At 74.0% G+C, this 24,138-nt stretch carries 20 protein-coding genes; 13 read left to right on the top strand and 7 right to left on the bottom strand.

Features of this window, described 5'->3' with window-relative positions; all coding sequences use genetic code 11:
- Window positions 1-95 precede the first annotated feature (95 nt).
- From rsgA to ACIG36_RS09655, 3 genes are all read left to right on the top strand, one after another.
- Window positions 96-1,193: a ribosome small subunit-dependent GTPase A gene (rsgA, locus tag ACIG36_RS09645; RefSeq protein ID WP_399924731.1), complete on the top strand. Its 1,098-nt coding sequence runs from the start codon at window positions 96-98 to the stop codon at window positions 1,191-1,193.
- 98 nt (window positions 1,194-1,291) lie between these two features.
- Entirely contained in the window at window positions 1,292-2,797 is a 1,506-nt protein-coding gene (locus ACIG36_RS09650; protein ID WP_399924734.1) for a DNA-3-methyladenine glycosylase 2 family protein, read from the top strand.
- A gap of 2 nt (window positions 2,798-2,799) precedes the next feature.
- Complete coding sequence (locus ACIG36_RS09655; RefSeq protein ID WP_399924737.1) at window positions 2,800-3,297, top strand: methylated-DNA--[protein]-cysteine S-methyltransferase; 498 nt, start codon at window positions 2,800-2,802, stop codon at window positions 3,295-3,297.
- A 58-nt stretch (window positions 3,298-3,355) separates the two neighbouring features.
- On the opposite strand, the gene ACIG36_RS09660 is transcribed toward ACIG36_RS09655, so the two are convergent.
- The gene (locus ACIG36_RS09660; RefSeq protein WP_399924740.1) at window positions 3,356-4,045 is read right to left on the bottom strand and encodes a winged helix-turn-helix transcriptional regulator; all 690 of its coding nucleotides are present in this window, start codon (window positions 4,043-4,045) and stop codon (window positions 3,356-3,358) included.
- A gap of 111 nt (window positions 4,046-4,156) precedes the next feature.
- Here ACIG36_RS09660 and ACIG36_RS09665 point away from each other — a divergent pair, with 111 nt between their 5' ends.
- Together ACIG36_RS09665 and ACIG36_RS09670 are read left to right on the top strand one after the other, a co-directional pair.
- The gene (locus tag ACIG36_RS09665; protein WP_399924743.1) at window positions 4,157-6,007 is read left to right on the top strand and encodes a protein phosphatase 2C domain-containing protein; all 1,851 of its coding nucleotides are present in this window, start codon (window positions 4,157-4,159) and stop codon (window positions 6,005-6,007) included.
- A gap of 217 nt (window positions 6,008-6,224) precedes the next feature.
- Window positions 6,225-6,779 (top strand): ATP-binding protein, encoded by a 555-nt coding sequence (locus tag ACIG36_RS09670; protein ID WP_399924746.1) that lies wholly within the window; start codon window positions 6,225-6,227, stop codon window positions 6,777-6,779.
- Between the two features lie 35 nt (window positions 6,780-6,814).
- Here the strand turns inward: ACIG36_RS09670 and ACIG36_RS09675 are convergent, their stop codons facing one another.
- Complete coding sequence (locus ACIG36_RS09675) at window positions 6,815-7,864, bottom strand: DUF2637 domain-containing protein (protein ID WP_399924749.1); 1,050 nt, start codon at window positions 7,862-7,864, stop codon at window positions 6,815-6,817.
- 196 nt (window positions 7,865-8,060) lie between these two features.
- Window positions 8,061-8,879 carry a (2Fe-2S)-binding protein gene (locus ACIG36_RS09680; RefSeq protein ID WP_399924752.1) on the bottom strand — a complete coding sequence of 273 codons (819 nt, stop codon included), beginning with the start codon at window positions 8,877-8,879 and terminating at the stop codon, window positions 8,061-8,063.
- 117 nt (window positions 8,880-8,996) lie between these two features.
- Between ACIG36_RS09680 and ACIG36_RS09685 the strand changes: the two genes are divergently transcribed.
- A complete protein-coding gene (locus tag ACIG36_RS09685) occupies window positions 8,997-9,743 on the top strand; it encodes a GntR family transcriptional regulator (RefSeq protein ID WP_399924755.1) in 747 nt (248 codons plus the stop codon).
- A 133-nt stretch (window positions 9,744-9,876) separates the two neighbouring features.
- Here the strand turns inward: ACIG36_RS09685 and ACIG36_RS09690 are convergent, their stop codons facing one another.
- Together ACIG36_RS09690 and ACIG36_RS09695 are read right to left on the bottom strand one after the other, a co-directional pair.
- Window positions 9,877-10,641, bottom strand: a complete 765-nt coding sequence (locus ACIG36_RS09690; protein ID WP_399924759.1) for a hypothetical protein — start codon at window positions 10,639-10,641, stop codon at window positions 9,877-9,879.
- Window positions 10,642-10,773: 132 nt separating this feature from the next.
- Entirely contained in the window at window positions 10,774-12,453 is a 1,680-nt protein-coding gene (locus tag ACIG36_RS09695; RefSeq protein ID WP_399924762.1) for a PucR family transcriptional regulator, read from the bottom strand.
- 221 nt (window positions 12,454-12,674) lie between these two features.
- Between ACIG36_RS09695 and ACIG36_RS09700 the strand changes: the two genes are divergently transcribed.
- From ACIG36_RS09700 to ACIG36_RS09730, 7 genes are all read left to right on the top strand, one after another.
- The gene (locus ACIG36_RS09700) at window positions 12,675-13,565 is read left to right on the top strand and encodes an FAD binding domain-containing protein (protein ID WP_399924765.1); all 891 of its coding nucleotides are present in this window, start codon (window positions 12,675-12,677) and stop codon (window positions 13,563-13,565) included.
- Complete coding sequence (locus tag ACIG36_RS09705) at window positions 13,556-14,044, top strand: (2Fe-2S)-binding protein (RefSeq protein ID WP_399924768.1); 489 nt, start codon at window positions 13,556-13,558, stop codon at window positions 14,042-14,044. Before ACIG36_RS09700 ends, ACIG36_RS09705 begins: the two co-directional genes overlap by 10 nt.
- Window positions 14,045-14,046: 2 nt before the next feature.
- Complete coding sequence (gene pucD, locus ACIG36_RS09710; protein WP_399924771.1) at window positions 14,047-16,440, top strand: xanthine dehydrogenase subunit D; 2,394 nt, start codon at window positions 14,047-14,049, stop codon at window positions 16,438-16,440.
- Between the two features lie 86 nt (window positions 16,441-16,526).
- Window positions 16,527-17,987, top strand: coding sequence for an NCS2 family permease (locus ACIG36_RS09715; protein ID WP_399924774.1), 1,461 nt, complete (start codon window positions 16,527-16,529; stop codon window positions 17,985-17,987).
- Window positions 17,988-17,999: 12 nt separating this feature from the next.
- Window positions 18,000-19,193 carry an XdhC family protein gene (locus ACIG36_RS09720; RefSeq protein ID WP_399924777.1) on the top strand — a complete coding sequence of 398 codons (1,194 nt, stop codon included), beginning with the start codon at window positions 18,000-18,002 and terminating at the stop codon, window positions 19,191-19,193.
- 149 nt (window positions 19,194-19,342) lie between these two features.
- Window positions 19,343-21,139, top strand: a complete 1,797-nt coding sequence (locus ACIG36_RS09725; RefSeq protein WP_399924780.1) for a trypsin-like serine peptidase — start codon at window positions 19,343-19,345, stop codon at window positions 21,137-21,139.
- 615 nt (window positions 21,140-21,754) lie between these two features.
- Entirely contained in the window at window positions 21,755-22,435 is a 681-nt protein-coding gene (locus ACIG36_RS09730) for a hypothetical protein (RefSeq protein WP_399924783.1), read from the top strand.
- 20 nt (window positions 22,436-22,455) lie between these two features.
- Here the strand turns inward: ACIG36_RS09730 and ACIG36_RS09735 are convergent, their stop codons facing one another.
- Together ACIG36_RS09735 and ACIG36_RS09740 are read right to left on the bottom strand one after the other, a co-directional pair.
- Window positions 22,456-22,665, bottom strand: a complete 210-nt coding sequence (locus tag ACIG36_RS09735; protein WP_399924786.1) for a hypothetical protein — start codon at window positions 22,663-22,665, stop codon at window positions 22,456-22,458.
- 187 nt (window positions 22,666-22,852) lie between these two features.
- Window positions 22,853-24,058 (bottom strand): helix-turn-helix domain-containing protein, encoded by a 1,206-nt coding sequence (locus ACIG36_RS09740; RefSeq protein ID WP_399924789.1) that lies wholly within the window; start codon window positions 24,056-24,058, stop codon window positions 22,853-22,855.
- Between the last annotated feature and the right edge of the window lie 80 nt (window positions 24,059-24,138).

Raw genomic sequence — 24,138 nt, forward strand, 5'->3', positions numbered from 1 at the left:
CTCAGGAGGTGAGCACGCGATGACTGTCATTGCGACGGGCCGCGCCCGCACCCGGAAGCAGATTCATCCCACCTCCCTCCTGAAGGACCACGGTCTTGTCCGAGAACAGTTCCGCACACCCGCTCTCCGCCTACGGCTGGGACGACGGGTTCGCTGACGGCTTCGCTCCTCTCACCGGCCCGGGGGTCGTCCCCGGCCGCATCGTCCGCGTCGACCGGGGCCGCTGCGACCTCGTCGTCGCCGACGGCGACGGTGTCCGGCACGTCATGGCCGACACCGCGCTCGTCACCACCGGCGATCCGCTGAACATCATGTGCACCGGCGACTGGGCCGCCGTCGACCTGGAGACCGGCTATGTCCGCGCGCTGCTGCCGCGCCGCACGGCCTTCGTCCGGTCCACCTCCTCCAAGCGGTCCGAGGGCCAGGTCCTCGCCGCCAACGTCGACCACGCCGTCATCGCCGTGTCCCTGGCCGTCGAGCTCAACCTCGGCAGGGTCGAGCGGTTCCTCACCCTGGCCTGGGAGAGCGGTGCCACGCCGCTCGTCGTGCTCACCAAGGCCGACCTCGTGCCCCGCGCCGACACCCTCGCCCATCTCGTCGCCGACACCGAGGCGGCGGCGCCCGGGGCGCGGGTGCTGGCGGTCAGCGCGGAGACCGGCCAGGGCGTCGACGCGCTCGCCGCCGAGCTGGCCGGCGGCACGGCCGTGCTGCTGGGCCAGTCCGGGGCCGGCAAGTCCACCCTCGCCAACCGGCTCACCGGGCAGGACGTCCAGGTCGTGCAGGCCGCCCGCGACCGGGACGGCAAGGGCCGGCACACCACCACCACGCGCAACCTGCTGCCGCTGCCCGGCGGCGGCGTCCTGATCGACACCCCGGGCCTGCGCGGCGTGGGGCTGTGGGACGCCGAGCGCGGGGTCGCGCAGGCGTTCGCCGAGATCGAGGCCCTCGCGGCCGACTGCCGCTTCCACGACTGCGGCCACGACAGCGAGCCGGGCTGCGCGGTCCTGGCCGCCGCCGACAACGGTGAACTGCCGCAGCGCAGGCTCGACAGCTACCGCAAACTGGTCCGCGAGAACACGTGGATGGCCTCGCGCTCCGACGCCCGCCTGCGCGCGGAGATCCGCCGCGACTGGAAGCAGAAGCAGATGGCCGGGCGGCGCATGGCCGAGCAGAAGCGGGGCGGCGGCCGCTAGGGCCTGCCTCCGCGCTGCCGCATGGCCCTCGCCCCCGGGCGAGGGCCATGTCCGATTTCCGCCAGTGACGGCCCTGCCGGTGCCGCAGACTGGAACGCATGACGGACACCGCAAGCCGACTCGACGACTTCCGCTACCAGGCGGTGAGCAGCAGGGACGCACGTTTCGACGGCGAGTTCTTCACCGCCGTGAAGACCACCGGAATCTACTGCCGGCCCAGCTGCCCAGCGGTGACCCCCAAGCGGCAGAACGTCCGCTTCTACCCCTCGGCCGCCGCCGCGCAGGGCGCCGGCTTCCGCGCCTGCCGCCGCTGCCGCCCCGACACCGCCCCCGGCTCCGCGGAGTGGAACGTGCGCGCCGACCTGGTCGGCCGGGCGATGCGGCTGATCGGCGACGGCATCGTCGACCGCGAGGGCGTCCCCGGGCTCGCCGCCCGCCTCGGCTACAGCTCCCGCCAGGTGCAGCGCCAGCTCACCGAGGAACTGGGCGCCGGACCCGTGGCCCTGGCCCGCGCCCAGCGCGCCCACACCGCGCGCGTCCTGCTGCAGACCACCCGGATGCCGGTCACCGAGGTCGCCTTCGCCGCGGGCTTCGCGAGCGTCCGGCAGTTCAACGACACCGTCCGCGCCGTCTACGCCCGCACCCCCAGCGAACTGCGCGGCCGCTCCGCCGCCGCGCCCTCCGGCGACCCGGCGCCCGCCGGCATCCCGCTGCGGCTGGCCCACCGGGGCCCGTACGCCGCGCGCGAGATCTTCGACTTCCTCGGCCGGCGCGCCATCACCGGTATCGAGGAGATGACGGGCGCCCCCGGGGCCCGGCTGTACCGCCGCACCCTGCGGCTGCCCTACGGCACGGGCGTCGCCGACGTCCACGAGCCGCGGTCCGGCGCGGCGGGACACGGCAACTGGCTCGACTGCCGGCTGCACCTGACCGACCCCCGCGACCTGTCCACCGCCGTCCAGCGCGTCCGCCGCCTGTTCGACCTGGACGCCGACCCCTACGCCGTCGCCGAGGGCCTCGGCGCGGACCCGCACCTGAGGGCCCTGGTGGCCGCCCGCCCCGGGCTGCGCGCGCCGGGGGCCGCGGACGCGGAGGAGCTGGCGGTACGGGCCGTGCTGGGCCAGCAGGTCTCGCTGGCGGCCGCGGCCCAGCTGGGCGCCACGCTGGTGGCCGCGTACGGAAAGCCGCTGGCCGTACCCGACGGCGGGCTCACCCATGTCTTCCCCGAGCCCGCCACGCTGGCCGACGCAGCCCTCGACGAACTGGGCATGCCCGACGCGCGCCGGCGCACGCTGCGGACCGTCGGCCGCGCCCTCGCCGACGGCACGGTCCGCCTCGACGCCGGCGCGGACCGGGACGCCGCCGAGCGGGCGCTGCTCGCCCTGCCCGGCATCGGCCCCTGGACGGCCGGCTACATCCGCATGCGGGCGCTCGGCGACCCCGACGTCTTCCTGCGGGGCGACGCCGGGGTGCGCCACGGGCTCGCCGCGGTGGGCGCCGGGCCCGACGACGCCGAGGCCTGGCGGCCCTGGCGCTCCTACGCCGTGCACCACCTGTGGAACGCTCCCCCGAACCGCCCCCGAACCGCCGCGAAGGACGACTGACCATGCTCTACACCGAGATCGACAGCCCGCTGGGCCTGCTGCTGCTCACCGGCCGGCCCTCCGTCACCGCGCCCGGCGGCACCGCGATCGCGTCGCTGTCCGTCCCCGGGCAGAAGAACGCGCCGGCCGTGCGGGACGACTGGCGGCGCGAGCCCGCCGCCTTCGACGAGGCGCGGCGCCAGCTGGCGGCCTACTTCGCCGGGGAGTCGAAGGACTTCGCGCTCGAATTCGATGTCCAGGGCACCGAGTTCCGCCGCAAGGTGTGGGACGCGCTGGACGACGTCCCGTACGGCGCCACCACCAGCTACGGGCAGCTCGCCGCCCGCATCGGCGCCTCGCGGGTCGCGGTGCGCGCGGTCGGCGGGGCGATCGGCGCCAACCCGCTGCTGGTGCTGCGGCCCTGCCACCGGGTGATCGGCGCGGACGGTTCGCTCACCGGCTACGCGGGCGGCCTCGAGCGCAAGCGGCTGCTGCTGGACCTCGAGGGGGCGGCTGTCTGAGCCGGCACTGATCGCTCACCGGGCGCGCGCGTTATGAATGTGCGCCCCCGGCTGCGCGTCAGCGCCGTTCGGTCCATCCGTGCTCTGCGGCGTGCCAGCCCAGCTGCAGCCGGGTGGTCACCCCGGCCAGCTCCATCAGCCGCTTCACCCGCCGCTGCACCGTCCGCAGGCCCAGGCCGAGCTGTTTGGCGACGCTGGCGTCGGTCAGCCCCGCCAGCAGCAGGGACAGCACCCGCAGATCCGTGGCGTCGGGCCCGGCCGGGCAGCCCGCCGGGCCGCCGCCGGCGGGCAGCGGCGGCCGGCCCTCGTGCCAGACGTCCTCGAAGAGGTCGACCAGCCGGTCCAGCAACGGCCCGGCGTGGACGACCAGGGCCGCCGACTCGGCCGTGCCCGACGCCAGCGGCACCAGGGCGACCCTGCGGTCCGCCATCACCAGCTCGGCCGGTATCCGGTCGACCACCCGCAGCCCCGCCGCGGCCGGCCGCCCGCCCGCCGGAGCGTGTTCGACGACGGTCCGGTGCGCCACCGCACCCGCGTCGTCCGGGACGGCGGCCCAGGGTCTGTCCGTCAACCCCAGGGCTCTGCCCGTCAACATGGCGCACACTTCTTCCGCCGCGCCCAGCCGCATCCGCAGCAGCCGCCCGGCGACCGCCTCCGCTCCCGTCACCACCTCCACCGCGTCCGGCCCGGACGCCCATTCCCCCTGCACCGACTGCCGGATGACGTCCACACCCATGGCACCGAGCACGTCACACCCCTCCCCATACACCACAACCGTGTTGCGCCTGTGGACATCATCCCTGGGGTGGTGTTCGCCGTGCACTCTTCCCGTATGCCCCGCAGTGTGGACAATAAGGGCATGAGTCAGCAGGGGGACCATTACGCCGAACAAGAGGACGCCTGGTGGCGCGAGTTGTACGGCAGGAGTGAGCCCGACACCGGCGCGGCCGCCGCGGGCGACAGCCTCGACGAGAGATTCTCCTCCGCCTCGGCGGTCGTCGGGCCGGAACCGGTCCGTCCGCGCCCCGAGTCCCGGCGGCCGAGAGCCGCCGAGCCACCGGGCGCCGGCCCCGTCCTGCCGGGACCGCCGTCCGCGTCCCCGTCCGGGCTCTCGCCCGCCCTCTCGCGCGGAGTGCCCCGGCAGGCCAAGCGCTGGCCGGCCCCCGGCCACGGCACGCTGCCCGTCCCCGCCTCCCCGCCACAGGGCCGGCCCGGCTTCGACGGCCCGCCCGAACTGCGCCCGCCCGCAGGTCCCGCGCGTCCGCCCGCAGGCCCCGCGCGCCGGCCCGAGGGCCCGCCGCCCCCCGACCCGAGGACCCGGGTCTCGCCGCCGCCCCCGTCCGTGCCCGTACACCTCGAACCCCTCGAACCCCTCGAACCCCTTGAACCGCTCGAACCGCTCGAGCCCGTGGAACCGCTCGAGCCGCACGGTCCGGCCGAGGCGTCCCGGGCGCCGGCGGAGACGGTGTCGCCGGACGTCCCCGACGTCCCCGACATCCCGGACGACGCCGGGATCATGGACATCGCGCACGTCACCGGCGTCGCGGACCTCACCGGCCTCGCCAATATCGCGGGCGCCGCCCGGGGAGCGGGGATCGCCGAGGCGCCCCTCGCACCCGTTCTCCCCGAGGTGACCGACGCCTCGGAGTCCCCTGGCGCGCCCGGCGCCGTGGAGGCCGGCGCGCCGCCCGCGCCCGCGCCGGAGCGCAGCCCCGCGCGCAGGAACGGAACGCGCCTGCGCGTCACCGAGTTCGTGGGCCGCAGGCCCCCCACGTACGACGCCGAGCCGACCGCCTGGCCGTCCGCCGACCCCGGCGGGCTGGAGGATTTGGTGCCCGACACCGTGCTCGACGGCGCCCGTTACGGCGCGATGACGCTGCGGGCCGCCTCCCTGCGCGGGGACTCCGCCCGCTACCGCGGCGAACCGCGCCGGGACGCCCTGCTCACCGCCCGGTTCGGCAGCGGCCGGGACGCGCTGCTGCTCGTCGCCATGGCCAGCGGCGCCCGCGCGGCCGAGGGCGCCCACCGCGCGGCGCGGGAGGTCTGCGAGTGGATCGGCGGCGCGGTCGGGCGCAGTCACGCCCGGCTGGCCGAGGACATCCACGCCGGCCGCCGCGACGAGCTGAAGTCGGGCCTGCACCGGCTCACCGACCGCACCTACGGCCGGCTGCGGGGCCGTGCGGCCGAACTGGGCCTGCAGCCCGCCGAGTACGCCGCCGGGCTGCGCTGTCTGCTGCTGCCGGCCGACGTCCGCTGCCGCACGCGCGTGTTCTTCGGCGTCGGCGCCGGCGGCCTCTTCCGGCTGCGCGACGGAGCCTGGCAGGACCTGGACCCCGGGCCGAACGAACCGGACGCCGCCGAACCCGCGGCCGGTCACGGGCCCGGCGCCGACGCGTACGCCCCCGCCGACCGGATCACCGTGGACCTCGGCATCCCCACACCGGGGACCACGCCCGTCATAGACCCCGCCGACGTACCCAGCGAGCCCTTCCGCTTCCGGGCCTCCGTCGCCCGTCCCGGCGACACCCTGCTGCTGTGCACCGCCGGCCTCGCCGACCCGATGCGGGGCGAGCCCGAGCTCGGCGTCCGCCTCGCCGAGCGGTGGACGCGGGAGGAACCACCGGGACTCGCGGAGTTCCTCGCCGACGCGCAACTGCGCGTGAAGGGATACGCCGACGACCGCTCCGCCTGCGCGGTCTGGGAGCTGTAGCGCGCACCACCCCGCCCCGCCGGTGATTTCACCGAATCCGCCGTGCCGCCGCCCCACTCCCTGGCAGTTTTCCGGGTGCCGCACAAGAGGCTCCCGCATCCCGGTCGTATAACCATGTTGATGCGTCAACAGGCGTCATTCCGGCGAACGTGGGGCATGCATTTGCCGTGAGCGTGTTCGATGCCGGGGCGCCGGGGAGGGGTCGGGGCGGCGAGGGATGAAACGGCGGACTGCACACCGGGCGGGCGCGGAACGGCGCGAGGACAGGGGAGGGTCCGCGGACGGCACGGCCCGGGAGAAGGCCGCGGAATGCGATCCGCCGGTCCCGGGGCCGCACTGGGAGAGACGGCTCCGGCGCAAGGACCTGACGGCCGTCGCCGGCATCCGCGCGGAACTGCGCGCGCTGCTCGACCGCTGGGGCGAACCCGGACGGGCCGACACCGCCGAACTGCTGGCGAGCGAGCTGGTCACCAACGCGCTGGTGCACACCGACGGCGGCGCGGTCGTCACCGCCCGGCTCAGCGGCGGCGCCGCGCCGGCGGTCCGCGGCCGCCTGCGGGTGGAGGTGCGGGACTTCCTCGCCCGGCCCCCCACCCTGCGCCCGGACGTGACGGGGGCCCGGAGCGGGAACGGCTCCGGGCCCGGCGTCGAGGCCACCGCCACGTCCGGGCGGGGCCTGTTACTCGTCCACGCCCTCGCCGACGGGTGGGGCGTCAGGGCCCACGGCGTCGGCAAGGCCGTCTGGTTCGAGCTGGACGCCCGCGCGCCCTGAGCCGTTCGTACGCGGCGGCTCAGGGCGTGCGAGGGTCAGCCGAACTGGCGCTCGATCTGGGCGAGTTTTGCCTCCAGTGAGTCGAGTCGAGGGATGGCCTGGGTGTCGTCCTCCGCGGTGAGGTCGATGGGGTCGGGCCTGCCTACCGCCTGGAGGGGCCGGGACCGTACCGGAAGCTGCCCCGACTCGACTATGGAAGGCTCCGCCCCCGCTTGGGAACCGATCTGGGCGGCGGGGGGCATCGCGGGGCCGGTCACCTCGACCTGCCGGCCACCGCGGGAACGCCCCCACATGCGGTGCTGACGGTTGTACGCCTTGATCCGGGCCCGCTCGAGCTTGCCCGCCTCCCGGCGGCGCATCCGGTGCTGGGCGCGCTGGCGCTTGTCCTCGCGGACCTCCTCGACGGCCTCGTCCAGGGAACGGACGCCCTCCAGGAGCATCAGCGACCAGGCGCCGAAGGTCTCGCGCGGCGCCCGCAGCCATCGCACTATCCGGATCTGCGGCAGCGGGCGGGGCACCAGGCCCTGCTCGCGCAGCGCGGCCCTGCGGGTCTGCTTCAGCGCCCGGTCGAAGAGCACGGCCGCCGACAGCGACATGCCGGCGAAGAACTGCGGGGCCCCCGCGTGGTCCAGTCCCCGGGGCGCGTGCACCCAGTTGAACCAGGCGGCGGCGCCCGCGAACGTCCACACCAGCATCCGGGAGCCCAGCGCCGCGTCGCCGTGGCTGGCCTCGCGCACGGCCAGCACCGAGCAGAACATCGCGGCCCCGTCGAGGCCGAACGGCACCAGGTACTCCCAGCCGTCGGTCAGCCCCAGGTTCTGCTGACCGAAGCCGACCAGGCCATGGAAGGAGAGGGCCGCGGCCACGGCGGCACAGCAGAAGAGAAGTACGTAGGAGGCGCTGCCGTAGATGGCTTCTTTGCGGCGTCTGCGCTCCTCGTTGCGTTCCCAGGAGTCCGTGCCGGCCGCCGTGTCCTCCGGGCCGGACTGCCGGCCGCGCGCGTACACCGTCACCGCCACCACTGCCCCGATGAGCGCCACGGCACTGGGAAGCACCCAATTCAGCGGTATGTCGGTCACTCTCATCTTGCGTCCCTTGCATGCAGTACGGGGTTTCGCGCGCCATCCTGACGGAACCCGGTCGCATGCCAAGGGGTTTCACGGCAACTCCCCGCGAATGGACGGCAAGGATATACGGAGAGCTACGAAGAAATTCGAACGCCGCCCAGTGGGAAGGGAATTGAGTTCTATTCACTCCACCGGATGGAGTGGCCTTGCCATTTCAGCGTGCTGACAGCCGCTCCACGCGGTCGGCGTCGGCGGTGCGGGGGCAGGTGATGCAGGTGTTCTCGGGCCGCAGAGTGTAGAAGAAACAGCAGCTCGCGCGGTCGCGGGTGGGTGCCGGAACGCCGCCGGGAAGGGTGAGTTCGCGGAAGCGGGCGCCGCCGATGTAGGGGGCCGTGTCCCCCGGCAGCAGCAGCTCCAGCTCGTGCCGGGCGCGCTCCTCCTCGCCGAGCAACCGCCCCACGTGCCAGAGCCCCTCGGCGGTCTCGTCCGTCGCCATGCCCCACAGCGCCCGCGCGCCGCGCCGCATGCGCGGTCCGAAGCCCTCCAGTACCGGCCCGAGGTGCGCGGCGACCGCGGCCCGCAGCTCCGCGCGCAGCGCCTCCTCGTCCGGCACGGCTCTCGCTCCCGGCGAGCCGGCCGCCGGGTCGCCCGGCAGATGGGCGAAACCGTTCGCCTCCGCCGTGATCCGGCCACTGGCCCGGTGCAGGGAGACCGCCGTCAGCGGCAGCCGGACCACGCGGCGCTGCAGGAACCACGGAAGGGTGAACAGCAGGCACACGTGCCAGGCGTAGCGGTGCAGCCCGAAGCTCGCGACCACGTCGGGCCGGGCCCGTAGTCCGTAGTCCCGCTGGACCTGCTCGACGTCCCAGTCGAGGAACGTGTCGAGCCCCGCCCCGCCCGCGGCGAGGTCGGCCGCCGTCACCCAGCCCTCGCCGCTGCGCGGGGGCTCGCACAGGATCGTCACGGCCGGGAGGAGTTCGGTCAGCCGGGCGTAGGAGTCCGCGACGGGAGAGGCTGCCGGTGCAGCAGACATGGAGGTGACCACCGATTCCCGATCGTAGGCAGGTAAGGCTTACCTTACCCGTCGTGGCCGGGGTTTGAACTGCCGGAACCGCCGCCTATGGTTCCGACTGAGACCAGGAGGACCCCAATGGAGCAGGGCAGACCCCACACCGCAGTATCGCGGCCCACCGCCGCCGTACCGGAGCAGGCCACGCCGGGCGTGCCGGGCGTGCGGGGTGAGCACACCCACGACGACAGCCAGCGGTACGCGCGCCGGGCGCCGCAGCGCTACTCGGTACGGGGTCAGGTGCTCGACGCGCTGCGCAGGGCGCTCGTCAGCGGCGAGCTCGTGCCCGGCGAGGTGTACTCGGGCCCCGCGCTCGGCGAGCGGTTCGGGGTGTCGGCGACGCCCGTCCGCGAGGCGATGCAGCAGCTGGCGCTGGAGGGCGCGGTCGAGGTCGTCCCCAACCGCGGCTTCCGCGTCGCCAGCCGCACCCCGCGCGACCTCGCCGACCTCGCCGAGGTCCGCGCCCTCCTCGAGGTGCCGGTGCTGCTGCGGCTGGCCCGTACGGTGCCCGCGTGCCGCTGGAACGAGCTGCGGCCGCAGGCCGAGACGGCCGCCGCCGTGGCCGCCGGCGGCGACCGGGCCGCCTACGCGGAGGCCGACCGGGCGTTCCACCGGGCGTTGCTGGAGCTGTCGGGGAACCGGCAGCTGGTAGCGGTGGCCGGGGAGGTGCAGCGGCGGGCGCAGTGGTCGGTGGGCGGGGATCCGGTGGCCGATGCGGGGCAGCACTTTGTGCTGCTGGATGCGCTCGTGGCGGGTGACCTGGCTGCCGTGGAAGCGGTGGCGAGTCGGCACTGCGGTTTTTCTCCCCCACCCCGCCCCTTCCCGTAAGGCCTCAATCGCCGGCCGGGCTTTTCAGCCCGGCCGGCGATTGAGGCCAGAGCACAGCAGCCCGGCCGGCGTTTGAGGCCAACGGGGTCCGGGGCGGAGCCCCGGTTACGGGAAGGGGCGGGGTGGGGAAAAGTCACCGCAACCGCGTCGCCAGCCACGCCGGTACTCCGCCCAGCAGCCGCACCAGGCGCCCGGCTTCCGCCCGTAGGCGGGCGGCCTCCGCCGGATCAGGGAGGACGGCCGCCAGTGAGGCCAGGGCCGGGGCGATGCCCACCAGGTAGCCGAGCTCCTCGCGGATCCGCAGGGACTCGGCGAAGCCGTGCCGGGCCTCGGGGAGTCTGCCGTCGTGCTCGGCCATGGCCGCCACGTGCCGCCAGGTGAAGGACAGCAGCAGCCGGTGGCCGTGCGTGTCCGCGCCGGCGTGGGCGCGCTCGAAGGCGGCGGTGGCGTCGGAGGGGTTGTCGGACAGGTGCTGGGCGATCAGTCCGCGCCGGAAGTCCAGCACGGGGCGCGTCGGTGAGTGCGGGCCGAGGAGTGCCGCCGCCCGTCCCAGCGCGGACCGGGCCTCGTCGGCCCGGTCACGCACGCCCAGAAGGGTGGACGCGTAGGCGAGATGGCCGCGCTCGCACGCCGCCGCCCCGCGCTCCTCGTCGTCGGTGGCCAGGGCCTCCGCGGACCGCAGTGAGTCCTCGGCCGGGCCCCAGCCCTCTCCCGTGAACACGCACCGCTCGACGAGGACCGCCGTGCGCCGCAGCGCCGGGCCCGCTTCCGTGGCCGCGCGCGGGGCGAGCAGCGCGGCGGCGTCCTCCCAGCAGGCCCTCGAGCGCAGCCGCCAGACGGCGCGTTCGAGGGGGTCGTCCCCCTGAGGATGTGGCTCCGGCAACCCAGAATTCCGCATGGCGGTATCCGCCACAGTGCCCTCCCCAAGCGCGCCGTCGAGCTGGAAGCCTGCTTCGATCTCAGCACGAAGACGGGGGCGCGGCCAAGGGTCAGGTGTGAATCAGTTCACAAAGTGCCGGAGAATGATCATTCAGCTCATGCGCAGCGCCAGGAAGAAATCCAGCTTGTCCTCCAGGCGCGACAGGTCGCGGCCGGTCAGCTGCTCGATGCGGCCCACCCGGTACCGCAGCGTGTTGACGTGCAGGTGCAGCCGCGTGGCGCAGCGCGTCCAGGAGCCGTCGCAGTCCAGGAACGCCTCCAGCGTGGGGATGAGTTCCGCGCGGTGGCGGCGGTCGTAGTCGCGCAGCGGGTCGAGCAGGCGCGCGGTGAAGGCGCGCCGGACGTCGTCGGGGACGAACGGCAGCAGCAGGACGTGCGAGGCCAGTTCCTGGTGGCCGGCGGCGCACACGCGCCCCGGGCGGGCGGCGGCCACCCGGCGGGCGTGCCGGGCCTCCTCCAGCGCGCCGCGCAGGCCCTCGGCCGAGTGGACGGAGGCGCTGACGCCGAAGGTCAGCCGGCCGTCGTCGGCCAGGCCCGCGGCCAGCGGCTCGCGGACGGAGGCGAGCAGGGTGTCGGCGTGCAGGCCCGCCGGCGCCGGTTCGTCCGTCCCGGTCAGCACGGCAGGCAGCGGCACCAGGGCGACGGCCTCGTCGCCGGTGTGGGCGACGGCGATGCGGTCGGAGGGCTCGGGCCCGGACGCCTCCGGGTCGACCAGCACCTCCTCCAGCAGCGCCTGGGCCACCGGGCCGCCCGGGATGTCACCGTCCTCCCACTCCACGCGGGCCACGACGACCTGCCAGTGCGGGGCGGTGCCCAGCCCCGGCAGCAGCACCGGCGCGGCCACCCGCAGCCGGGCCGCGATCTCGGCGGGCGCGGCACCCGCCTGCACCAGCTCCAGGACCTCCTGGGCGAGGCGGCGCCGTACCGTGCGGGCCGCGTCGCGCCGGTCGCGCTCGACGGCGATCAGCTGGGTGACGCCGTGCAGCAGGTCCAGCCGCTCCTCCGGCCAGTCCCCGGCGTCCGCCTCGACGGCCAGCAGCCAGTCGGACAGCACCGTCTCGCGCACGTCCCGGGCGGAGACGGCGCGGCCGCTGCTGCGGACGGGGAACAGGGAGTACGTGCTCCCGGCCACGCTCACCCGGTGCGGCCCGCGCCGGCCGGCGCGGGAGGCGGCCAGGTGCTCGCCGGCCAGCGCGGCACCCACCGCCGCGGGCAGCTCGGCGCCCGCCCCGGGCAGCGAGGAGCCGGCGATCCGACGGCCGGTGGGGGAGAGCACCCAGGCACGCAGGTCCAGGTCGGAGCCCAGCAGGTCCAGGACGACCTCGGGGCCGCCGCCCGCCGGGCCGCCCGTCATCAGCCGGCGGTGCCGGTCCACCACGGCCGCCAGATCGCCCGCGCGCTCGCTGGAGACCTGCCGCACCACGTGCTCGGTGATGGACGCGAAGGAGACGGTCTCGTGCACCGAGAACAGCGGCAGCCGGTGCCGCGCGCACGCCTCGATCAGGTCGTCCGGCGTCGAGGCGATCTCCGCCTCGCCCGCGGCGAGCCCGGCCACGCCGGCCGCCGTGAGGATGCGCACGAAACGCTCGGAGTCGGCCGGCTCCCGCCGCCAGGCCAGCCCGGTGAGCACCAGCTCGCCGCCGGAGAGGTAGCGGCTGGGGTCGCGCAGGTCGGTGGTCATCACGCCGCGCACCGTGCGGTCCAGCTCGTCCTCGCCGCCGAGCAGTCGAAGGCCCAGCGCCTCGGTCTCCAGCAGTGCGCGCAGCCGCATCGTGGGTCGCCGCCGATCTGTCTTCTTGTAACCAGTGGAATGCAGTGAGGTTTCTGAACCCCGTCTTTCGTTCGAATCTACAAGACAGGGGCCCTGGCCAGCCAACCGCTTCATGTTTTCGGTGACTGCACCCGCCGGTCGCGGCATCGCTGTACTGGCCGTGCGCCGCGCGAAACAGGACATGAGACAGGACATGCAGCCCCCTCTCGAGAAGAGCCCCCATGGACTTCCTGCGCCCTGCCAGCTGGGAGGAAGCGCTCGCCGCCAAGGCGGAGCACCCCACCGCCGTACCCATCGCGGGCGGCACGGACGTCATGGTCGAGATCAATTTCGATCACCGCCGTCCGGAGTACCTCCTCGACCTCGGCCGCGTCGGCGAGCTCCACGCCTGGGAGACCGACGGCCCCGACGTCCGTCTCGGCGCCGCCGTCCCCTACACGCGCGTCATCGACCACCTCGGCGCCGAGCTGCCCGGCCTCGCCCTCGCCGCCCGCACCGTCGGCTCCCCGCAGATCCGCAACCGCGGCAGCGTCGGCGGCAACCTCGGCGCCGCCTCCCCGGCCGGTGACAGCCACCCCGCGCTGCTGGCGGCGGGCGCCGAGGTGGAGGCGCAGTCGGTGCGCGGCACCCGGCTGATCCCCGTCGAGGAGTTCTACACCGGCGTCAAGCGCAACGCCCTCGCCCCGGACGAACTCATCAGGGCCGTCCGCATCCGCAAGGCCACCGGCCCGCAGCAGTTCTCCAAGGTCGGCACCCGCAACGCCATGGTCATCGCCGTGTGCGCCTTCGGCATCGCCCTGCACCCCGCCGGCCGGACCGTGCGCACCGGCATCGGCTCGGCCGCCCCCACGCCCGTACGGGCCCGCGCGGCCGAGGAGTTCCTGGACGCGGCGCTCGCCGAGGGCGGGCACTGGGACTCCGGCAGGCCCGTACCGCCGTCGGTGGCCGCGCAGTTCGCCGAGCTCGCCGCCGGCGCCTGCAACCCCATCGACGACGTGCGCGGCAGCGCCGCCTACCGCAGGCGCGCCGTCGCCGTCATGGCCCGCCGCACGCTCGGCTGGGTCTGGGAGGAATACCGCCACGCCGAGGGAAGGGAAGCACGATGCGCGTGAGGCTCACCGTCAACGGCCGTCCGCAGACGGCCGACGACGTCTGGGAGGGCGAGAGCCTGCTGTACGTGCTGCGCGAGCGGCTGGGCCTGCCCGGCTCCAAGAACGCCTGCGAACAGGGCGAATGCGGCTCCTGCACGGTCCGCCTCGACGGGGTGCCGGTCTGCGCCTGCCTGGTCGCGGCGGGGCAGGCCGAGGGCCGCGAGGTGGTCACCGTCGAGGGCCTGGCCGCCCGCTCGGGCGCGGGGGAAGGCGGGCTCTCCGTCGTCCAGCGGGCCTTCGTCGACGCCGGGGCCGTGCAGTGCGGCTTCTGCACCCCCGGCCTGCTCGTGGCCGCCGACGACCTGCTCGAGCGCACCCCCCAGCCCTCCGACGCCGACATCCGCGAGGCCCTGTCGGGCAACCTGTGCCGGTGCACCGGCTACGAGAAGATCCTCGACGCCGTGCGGCTGGCCGCCGCCCGCGCCGGAGAGGCGGTCTGAGCATGCGCGAGTCCACCCCCACCGGTCTCACCCCCGCCGGCCTCACCCAGGGCAGCCGCACCCCCGGCGGCATCGGCGAGTCCACGCTGCGCCCCGACGGCACCCTCAAGGTCACCGGCGAGTTCGCCTACGCCTCCGATCTGTGGCACGAGGACATGCTCTGGGGCTTCACCCTGCGCAGCCCGCACGCCCACGCCCGGATCCGCTCCCTCGACGTCTCCGGCGCCCTGGCCACCCCCGGCGTGCACGCCGTCATGACGCACGACGACCTGCCCGCCGCGACCCGCTACGGGCTGGAGATCAAGGACACCCCCGTCCTCGCCGACGGCGTCGTGCGCCACCACGGCGAACCGGTCGCCCTCGTCGCCGCCGACCACCCCGAGACCGCCCGCCGCGCCGCCGCCCGGATCAGGGTCGACTACGAGCAACTGCCCGTCGTCACCGACGAGAAGAGCGCCACCGCGCCCGGCGCCCCCGTCCTGCACCCCGGCCGCACCGACCTCCACGCCCGCCACGTCCCGCACCCCAACGTCGTCCACCGCCAGCCCGTCGTGCGCGGCGACGTGGCCGCCGCCAGGGCCCGCGCCGATGTCGTCGTCACCGGCGAGTACGAGATGGGCATGCAGGACCAGGCGTTCCTCGGCCCCGAATCGGGCCTGGCCGTACCCGCCGAGGACGGCGGCGTCGACCTCTACATCGCCACCCAGTGGCTGCACGCCGACCTCCGCCAGATCGCCCCGGTCCTCGGCCTGCCCGAGGACAAGGTCCGCATGACGCTCTCCGGTGTCGGCGGGGCCTTCGGCGGCCGCGAGGACCTGTCGATGCAGGCCCACGCCTGCCTGCTCGCGCTGCGCACCGGCCGGCCCGTGAAGATCGTCTACAACCGCTTCGAGTCCTTCTTCGGCCACGTCCACCGCCACCCCGCCCGGCTGGCCTACGAGCACGGGGCCACCCGCGACGGCAGGCTGCTCTACGTGACGTGCCGCATCGTCCTCGACGGCGGCGCCTACGCCTCCTCCTCGCCCGCGGTCGTCGGCAACGCCGCCTCCCTCTCCGTCGGCCCGTACGTCGTCGACAACGTCGACATCGAGGCGCTGGCCCTCTACACCAACAACCCGCCGTGCGGCGCGATGCGGGGCTTCGGCGCGGTGCAGGCGTGCTTCGCCTACGAGGCCCAGATGGACCGGCTCGCGGCCGCACTGGGCATGGACCCGGTGGAGTTCCGCCGCCGCAACGCCATGTCGCGGGGGTCGGTGATGCCCACCGGGCAGGTCGTGGACGCCCCGGCGCCGGTCGCCGAACTGCTGCGCAGGGTCAAGGCGATGCCGCTGCCGCCGCCGCGCCAGTGGGAGAGCGCCGGCGGCCCCGTGGACGTACGGGCGCTGCCCGGCGGACTGTCCAACACCACCCACGGCGAGGGCGTCGTGCGCGGCGTCGGCTACGCGGTCGGCATCAAGAACGTGGGCTTCTCCGAGGGCTTCGACGACTACTCCACCGCGCGCGTGCGGCTGGAGGCCGCCGGCAGCGAGGCCGTGGCCACCGTGCACACGGCGATGGCCGAGGTCGGGCAGGGCGGCGTCACCGTGCACGCCCAGATAGCCCGCACCGAGCTCGGCGTCTCCCGGGTGACGATCGAGCCCGCCGACACCCGCGTCGGCTCCGCCGGCTCCACCTCCGCCTCCCGCCAGACCTACGTCACGGGCGGCGCCGTCAAGAACGCCTGCGAGGCGGTGCGCGAGAAGGTCCTGGAGCGGGGCCGGGCCCGGTTCGGGACGTACCACCCTGCGTGGGCGACGGCCGAACTGCTGCTGGAGGGCGGCAAGGTGGTCACCGACGGCGGCGAGGTGCTCGCCTCCCTCGTGGACGTCCTCGAGGGCGAGCCCGTCGAGGCCGAGGTGGAGTGGCGGCACCGGCCCACCGAGCCCTTCGATCTCCGCACCGGCCAGGGCTTCGGCCACGTCCAGTACTCCTTCGCCGCCCACCGCGCCGTCGTCGAGGTGGACACCGAGCTGGGCCTGGTCAAGGTGGTGGAGCTGGCCTGCGCGCAGGACGTCGGCAAGGCCCTCAACCCGCTGTCCGTCACCGGCCAGATCCAGGGCGGCACCACGCAGGGGCTGGGGCTCGCGGTGATGGAGGAGATCGCCGTGGACCCGGTGACCGCCAAGGTCCGCAACCCCTCCTTCACCGACTACCTCATCCCCACCATCCTCGACACCCCCGCCATCCCGGTCGACGTCCTCGAACTCGCCGACGAGCACGCCCCCTACGGGCTGCGCGGGGTGGGGGAGGCCCCCACCCTCTCCTCGACGCCCGCGGTCGTGGCGGCCATCCGCCAGGCCACGGGCCTGGCCCTGACCCGGGTGCCGGTGCGGCCGGAACACCTCACGGGCACCTGAGCACCCTCCCTGTTTTTCCTCCCGTCCTCCGTCTCGGGCCGTCCCCCGGGTCGTGCAGCCCCCACCGCAACCCTGGAGTTGGCACCATGACCCATGCATCCGTGCGGCCGGGAACCCCGGCGCACGACGCGGGCGACGGCCCGTGTCCGTCCGGTGGACGCTCCCGGCTCGACCGGTACTTCCACATCACCGACCGGGGGTCCACCGTCGCCCGCGAAGTGCGCGGCGGCGTGACGACCTTCATGGCGATGAGCTACATCCTGCTGCTCAATCCCCTGATCCTGTCCGGCCCGGACGCCGCCCAGCACCGCCTCGGCCAGTCCGCTCTGATCACCGCCACCGCCTTCGCCGCGGCGGTCGCCACGCTGCTGATGGGGCTGGTCGGCAAGGTGCCGCTGGCCCTGGCGGCCGGGCTCGGCGTCTCGGGGGTGCTCTCCACCCAGGTCGTCCCGCGGCTGACCTGGCCGCAGGCGATGGGCATGTGCGTGATCTACGGCGTGGTGATCATGCTGCTGGTGCTCACCGGCATGCGGGAGCGGGTGATGAACGCGATCCCGCTCGCGCTCAAGCACGCCATCACCATGGGCATCGGCATGTTCATCGCCCTGATCGGGCTGGTGAAGGCCGGGTTCGTGCACGCCGCGACGTCCGGCGGGCCGGTCACCCTCGGACCGGCCGGCGAGCTGGCCGGCTGGCCGGTGCTGCTGTTCTGCGTCACGCTGCTGCTGATCTTCATGCTGCAGGCACGCGATGTGCCGGGCGCGATCCTCATCGGCATCGTCGCCGGTACCGTCCTCGCGCTCGTCGTCGACGCCGTCGCCGACCCGGGGCCGAAGACCTGGCGCAACGGTCCGCCCGGACTGGAGGGCGGCGCGGTCTCGATGCCGGACTTCTCGCTCTTCGGACAGGTGGAGTTCGGCGGCTGGGGCGCGGTCGGCGGGGCCACCGTCGGCATGATCGTCTTCACGCTGGTGCTGGCCGGCTTCTTCGACGCCATGGCCACGATCATCGGCGTGGGCACCGAGGCGGGCCTGGCCGACGGGCGGGGCCGGATGCCGGGGCTGAGCAGGGCGCTGCTCGTCGACGGCGCGGGCGGCGCCATCGGCGGGGCGGCGGGCGCCTCGGGCCAGACGGTCTTCGTCGAGTCCGCCACCGGGGTCGGCGAGGGCGCCCGCACCGGGCTGTCCTCCGTGGTCACCGGGCTGTTCTTCGCCGCGTGCCTGTTCCTCACCCCGCTCACCCGGATCGTGCCCGCCGAGATAGCGGCGGCCGCGCTGGTCGTCATCGGCGCCATGATGGCGGGTCACGCCCGCCACATCGACTGGACGGACCGGGCGGTGGCCGTACCGGTCTTCCTGACCGTGGTGCTGATGCCGTTCACTTACTCCATCACGGCGGGCGTCGGCGGCGGCGTCATCGCCTATACGGTCATCAAGGCCGGCCAGGGCCGATGGCGTGAGCCCGGCGCCTTCATGTGGGCCCTGAGCCTCGTCTTCGCGGGCTACTTCGCCCTGCACCCCATCGAGCACTGGCTCGGCGTGAAGTGAGGAGAGAGCGCTGTGCTGGACATCGCCGAGGAACTGCACCGCTGGTGCGAGGAGGGACGCGACTTCGCCGTCGCGACGGTCGTGGCCGTCAGCGGCAGCGCGCCGCGGCAGCCGGGCGCCGCACTCGCTGTCGACGCGGACGGCACGGCGGTGGGCTCGGTGTCGGGTGGCTGTGTGGAGGGCGCGGTCTACGAGCTGTGCCGGGAGGCCCTGGAGAGCGACGAGAGCGGCGAGGGCGTGGTGCGGCGGTTCGGCTACTCCGACGAGGACGCCTTCGCCGTGGGCCTGACCTGCGGCGGCGTCATCGACGTCCTCGTGGTGCCGGTGCGGGCCGACGATCCGTTACGGGCGGTGGCCGCCCCCGCGCTCGCCACCGCGGCCCGCGGCGGGACGGCGGCCCTGGCGCGCGTGGTGTCGGGCCCGGCGGGCATGGCGGGGCGCGCCCTGCTCGTCCACGCCGACGGCCGTCACACGGGAACGCTCGGCGGCCCGGAGGAGTTGGACCGCGCGGCGGCGGCCGAGGCGGCCGCGCTGCTGGAGGCGGGCCGCACCGCGACCCTGGAGATCGGCGCGGACGGTTCGCGCTGCGGGGAGCCGGTGACGCTGCTCGTGGAGTGCAGCGTGCCGCCGCCCCGGATGATCGTCTTCGGGGCGATCGACTTCGCGGCGGCGCTGGTGCGGGCGGGGAAGTTTCTCGGCCACCACGTCACCGTCTGCGACGCGCGCCCGGTCTTCGCCACTGCCCGGCGCTTCCCCGAGGCCGACGAGGTCGTGGTCGACTGGCCGCACCGCTACCTCGACGCGCAGGCGTCGCGGGGGGCCCTCGACGGCCGGACGGTGCTGTGCGTGCTCACGCACGACGCCAAGTTCGACGTCCCGCTGCTGGAGCGGGCCCTGCGGCTCCCGGTGGCGTACGTCGGCGCGATGGGCTCGCGCCGTACGCACGAGCAACGGCTGGCGCGGCTGCGCGAAGCGGGCATGGGCGAGGCGGAACTGGCGCGGCTGAGGTCGCCCATCGGGCTCGACCTGGGGGCGCGTACGCCCGAGGAGACGGCCCTGTCCATCGCCGCCGAGATCGTCGCGCTCCGGCGCGGCGGCTCGGGCGCACCGCTCACCGGGGCCGGCACGCCCATCCACCACGAGCATCCGCAGCGCGAGCCGGGCCACGAGCCGCGTCACGAGCGGCGGGCGTCCGTGGCGGCGTAGCGCGTGTCCGGAGTGGGGCGGTCCGGGACCTGGGGGCGGGGCGGTCCGCACGGGGCTGCCGGCCTCGGCCCCGGGTGATCAAGGGAACACCCGCTGTGCAAATATTCATCGCACTTTTGTTCCCTTGTTTCCTAGTGCTGAGAGCCACCTTGTCTCCTTCCAGATCCGGCTGGACCCGCGCCCTCGCCGTGGCGCTCACCATGGCCGCGTGCGGCACGACGGCGACCGCCACGGTGGCCGTCGCCGCCCCGCGGCCGGCGGACGACGCCCGCGCCGCCGAGGCGTACTGGACGGCCGAGCGCATGGCCGGCGCCAAGCCCGTCGAGGCCGGCCACACCACGGCCCCTACCGGCACGCCGCGCTCCGGCCTCACCCGGGCGCCCCGCGCCGGCGTCGCCGCACCGTCCGGAACGCCCAAGGGCTCCTACGGCGACGGCATACCCGCCGTCGGGACGTTCTTCAGCAGCTCCGGCCCGAGCGGTGCCACCTACTGCACCGCCAGCGTCGTGCAGAGCGCCGGACGCAACCTCGTCCTGACCGCCGGGCACTGCGCCAAGTCCCTGGCCGGCGGCGGGCAGCGCATCTTCGTGCCGCAGTACCGCAAGGGCCTGGACGCGGCCCACCAGCCCCACGGCGTCTTCCCCGTGGACAAGGTCTTCACCGACCCCCGCTACACCAGGAACAGCAAGGGCGCCGACTCCAACCTCGACTTCGGCTTCGCCCGCCTGTCGCCCAACGCGCAGGGCGCCGAGGCCGAGGACCGTACGGGCGGACTCCGGCTGACCGACACCCCCCGCTGGACCAGCACCGTCAACGTCCTGGGATACCCCGGCTCGTACAACCCCGACCAGCGGGCCATCAGCTGCACGGTCCCGTCCTTCCGGCTGCCGGGCTTCCGCCAGATGCAGATGAAGTGCGGCGGCTACTACGGAGGCGTCTCCGGCGGCCCGTGGATCGCCAACTACGACGCCAAGTCCCGCACCGGCGACGTCATCGGCATCGTCGGCGGCTTCAACGGCGGCGGCAACACCGCCAACGACGACTGGCTCAGCTACTCCCCGGTCTTCGACGGCGAGATCCGCGCCCTCTACCAGGACGCCGTCGTCGGCCGCACGCCCCAGCGTTCCGGCACCTACCAGCAGCCCTCGGACAAGGCCCGCCTGGCCGGCGCCGCCTCCACCTGGACCCATGCCAACCACCTGGCCTCCGGCGACTTCACCGGCGACGGGCGCGACGACATGGTGACCATCTGGAGCGACGGCGAGGTCACCCTGTACACGGGCGACGGCTCCGGCGGCTTCAGCTCGGAGAAGCAGCTCGCCAAGGCGGACTTCTGGAAGCGCGCCAAGACGGTCACAGCGGGCGACTTCGGCGGCTCCGCGCTGCCGGACCTGATGGTGCGCTGGGACAACGGCAAGCTCAGCTACTTCGAGGACGTCAACTCCTCCGGCTTCGGCAAGGAGTTCACGCTCGCGGCCGTGGGCTCCTCGTGGAAGGACGCGGCGCAGATCACGGCGGGCCGCTACAACTCCACGCGGAAGAACGACCTGGTCGTGCGCCGGTCCGACGGCAAGGTGACGCTGCACTCGGGCGTGACGTCGTCGGGGCTCGGCAGCGAGCGTCAGCTCGCGGCCTCCGGCTCGTTCTGGAAGAACGCCCAGTCCCTGACCAGCCTCCAGCCCGCGGGCAAGGACACGTCGAACGTGGTCGTGCGCTGGGCCGACGGCTCCCTGGGCAGCTTCGCCCTGGGCGGCACCGGCCTCTCGGGCACCCGCCTCCAGGCCCCCAACGCCTCCTGGTCACCCGCCGTCATGGTGGCCGGCGACTTCAGCGCGAGCGGCCGCCCCGACGACCTCGTCGTGCGCTGGTCCAACGGCGAGACGTCACTGTACGACGGCACCAAGGGCGACGCACTGGGCAGGTGGACGGCGCTGGTCCAGCCGTAGGGGCTCGTCGCCCCGCACCCCTTGTACCGCGAGAAGCCGGACGGCCGCAGGACGCGGCCGTCCGGCACTCGGGCATCTACGGTGTCATGGCGCGCAGAGCAGCCCGTGAGGTGCGGGCACCTCATCACCACGCGGCTCCCCTCGGAAAGTGATGCGCGTCCCGGACGTGCCTGCGCACCGCCACCGTGGCGGCCACTGCCGGCGCCCTGTCACCCCCGTCCACGGCGGCTTGCTGGGCGCGCCGCAGCTCGGCGCATTCGGCACAGCCGATCGGCGCACCCGTGCCCCCGGTACGGATTGCGGCCCCTTCCCGGCTGTTCCTGCTGCGCTCGTTCGCTTCGCGCACCCGTGCCCTCACCTCCGCCCGGCGCATGTCCGTGTGCGTATGCCCCTCGGGGGCGGCGGCGTTGTCTTTCGCGTGCTCGTCAGTGCCCGGCATGGCGGCTCCCGTTCAGCGTTGTGATCGCGTGAACACCATGCGGCCCTGCGCGTCGTGGGCCCAGGGGCGGGGTGTACGAGTCGCCAGGGGAGGTAGGACGTGCTGTCCTAGGGGGCCTCTGGTGAGTCGTGAGACGGTCGTCGGCGCACCTGGAGTCGAACAGGGACAATCTACTCATGACAGAACTGCTCGAGTGGAGCTATGAGGGTACAGAGCTGGCGTGGATCCAGGACCGGCTCGGACGGCCCGATGACGGACCTGGACATGTGGTGTCCGAGCTCGTGCCGAGGGGCTTGGGCTCCTACCTGCGCGTCTTCCACCCCTTCCAGGCCACGGACGGATCAGGCCGCACCTGCTCTTGGCGCACGCTGGCCGAAGCGTATGGCATCCGCTTCCACGCCGAGTTGTCCCACAGGTCACTGCCGACCGGGACCGGTCCGTCCGGCGGGCCTTTCTGGCTGGCCGAGTCGGGTCACCTTGACGGCCGCAGCCGCCAGGCACTGCAGCGTTGCCTCGCTCCGTCGACAGGCGACCAGCCTGTCTTCTACGCCTATGACCTCGTGGCCATGAGCCAGGTGAACTCACCAGTCGAACATTGTTCAACTCTGGCCGATCTCGATTCCACGCATGAGGCTGCGTGTGCCGAGCTGGGAGGCAACGTCGACGGTCCGGAGTTCTGGTGGCCGCAGGACCGAAGCTGGGTGGTCACCACCGACCACGACTTGCTCTCCACCTACATCGGTTGCTCGGCCGAGACAGCGAAGCGCATCCTGCAGACTGACGAGCTCGAGGCCCTGCCCGTCACCCCGCAGACCCGCGTCGACTTCTACGCCGACGAGGCCAACCACCTCCGATGAGCCTCGTCGGGCCCGTACGCTCAGAGGAGCGGCTCCAGCGAGATCGGCAGGGACACGATCTGCGCCCCCAACGCGCCGACAGCGACAAGCGAGTTGGCGTGCAGGTCGAGCGCCCCTCGCAACAGGTCCAGGTCGACATCCGCCTGCGCCGGAGACGCCAGTACGGCACCGCTCACCGTCAGTAGCAGGGTGGCGGCCGTGACGGTCGCGATGCGGCGGATACGTGTCATTTCCCGTAACTCCTCTGATGCGGGTGGGGATTACGGGGCGTCCTACCCTCGCCGACGGTGATGACTCCGCCCTAGCGCACGGGCGCCGACCCGTGCGCCCTCGCGCTCGTACGCACGCCCTTTGACGCGGCCGGCCCGGCCCGGGACGCCTCATGCCCAACCAGCGGCGGATCAGTAACTCAGGACACTAGCCGTCGATCTCCAGTCGAAGGGCGAGGTCCTTGATGGGGGATGTGCGCCGCAGCTCCCGCCCTCTCAGCTCCGCCACCAGGTGCCGGGACGAGCCGTGGTAGCGCATCCACTCCGGGGCGGTCCGTTCGGCCGCCAGTAGGGCCCGCGTGGCCTCGCGGTCGCGGCGCAGCTCGGCGTACGCCTGGGCGCGGTCGAGGTGGTGCCGGGCGAGCCAGGTGGGAGGGAGGCCTGCCAGGCCGGGGATGCGGTCGGCGTGGTTCAGGGCCTTGTCGGGCTTGCCCATGTCCACGTAGGCGTTGACCGTGGCGACCCCGGCGTTGGTGGGCCCGAAGGGGGTCGCGTAATCGAGGCGGTCGGCCCCGATACGGGCGGCAGCGGCGGAGGCGAGTGACAGCAGTTCCTCCGCCGTGTCGCCGCGTTCCGCCCGCACCGCCGCGGTGGCGCCGCGAAGCAGCAGGATGCCCCAAAGGGCGAGATCCAGAGGAGCCGACCGGAAGCCGGGCTCGATGCGTTCCGCCATCCGCACCGCCACGTGTTCGGCGTCGGCGACGCGTCCCTGCTTGGAGAAGATCCACGACAGGGTCGAGATGCCGACGACCTCCAGACGCGGGTCGTCGGACAGGGCCGCCGCCTCCATGGACCGTTCCAGCGCGGTGTAGGCGACGTCCTCCTTGCCGAAGGCGGTCAATGTGGTGGCCGCCACCTGATACGCCTCGGCCAGCATCGCGTAGGACGTCGAGCGCTCCTCGCCGGTGTAATGGCGGACCGCCGACCGGGCGTCGGACAGGAGCGTCGGCAGCAACGCCGTGATCTTCGTCAACTCGCCCTGGCGGCGGATCCTTTCCGTACCCCGCATGCTGCTGCGCAGTTCGGCGACGGTGGGGGGCGGCACGTCCTCCTCCTGTCCCATCCCGGGGAAGCCGGACAGTGGCGTGACCGCCTGCCGCAGCGCGAGAATGCTCGGCGGCTCGGCGTTGCCGGCCGACGGCAGCACGGCGGGCGGCCCGAGCAGCGCCGAGGTCTCGACGTCGAGGGCACGGGCAAGCTTGTTCAGGGTGTTCATCCGGGCCGTGAACCGCTGGTTCTGCTCCAGCTTGCGGACGGTATCCACGCTGAGCCGCGCCTTCTCGGCCAGCCCCTCCTGGGTCAGACCACGCCGTACGCGCAGCTCACCCACCCGGTCCCCGAGTGTCGCCGTCATTGCCCCGCCCGTCAGGAGAGTCGAATGCCTGGGACCACGGTACGCCCGGCTCACCTGGGGTACGGGCGGGTCGAACAGCG

The sequence above is a fragment of the Streptomyces sp. NPDC053048 genome (assembly GCF_044547045.1).
Taxonomy (GTDB): domain Bacteria; phylum Actinomycetota; class Actinomycetes; order Streptomycetales; family Streptomycetaceae; genus Streptomyces.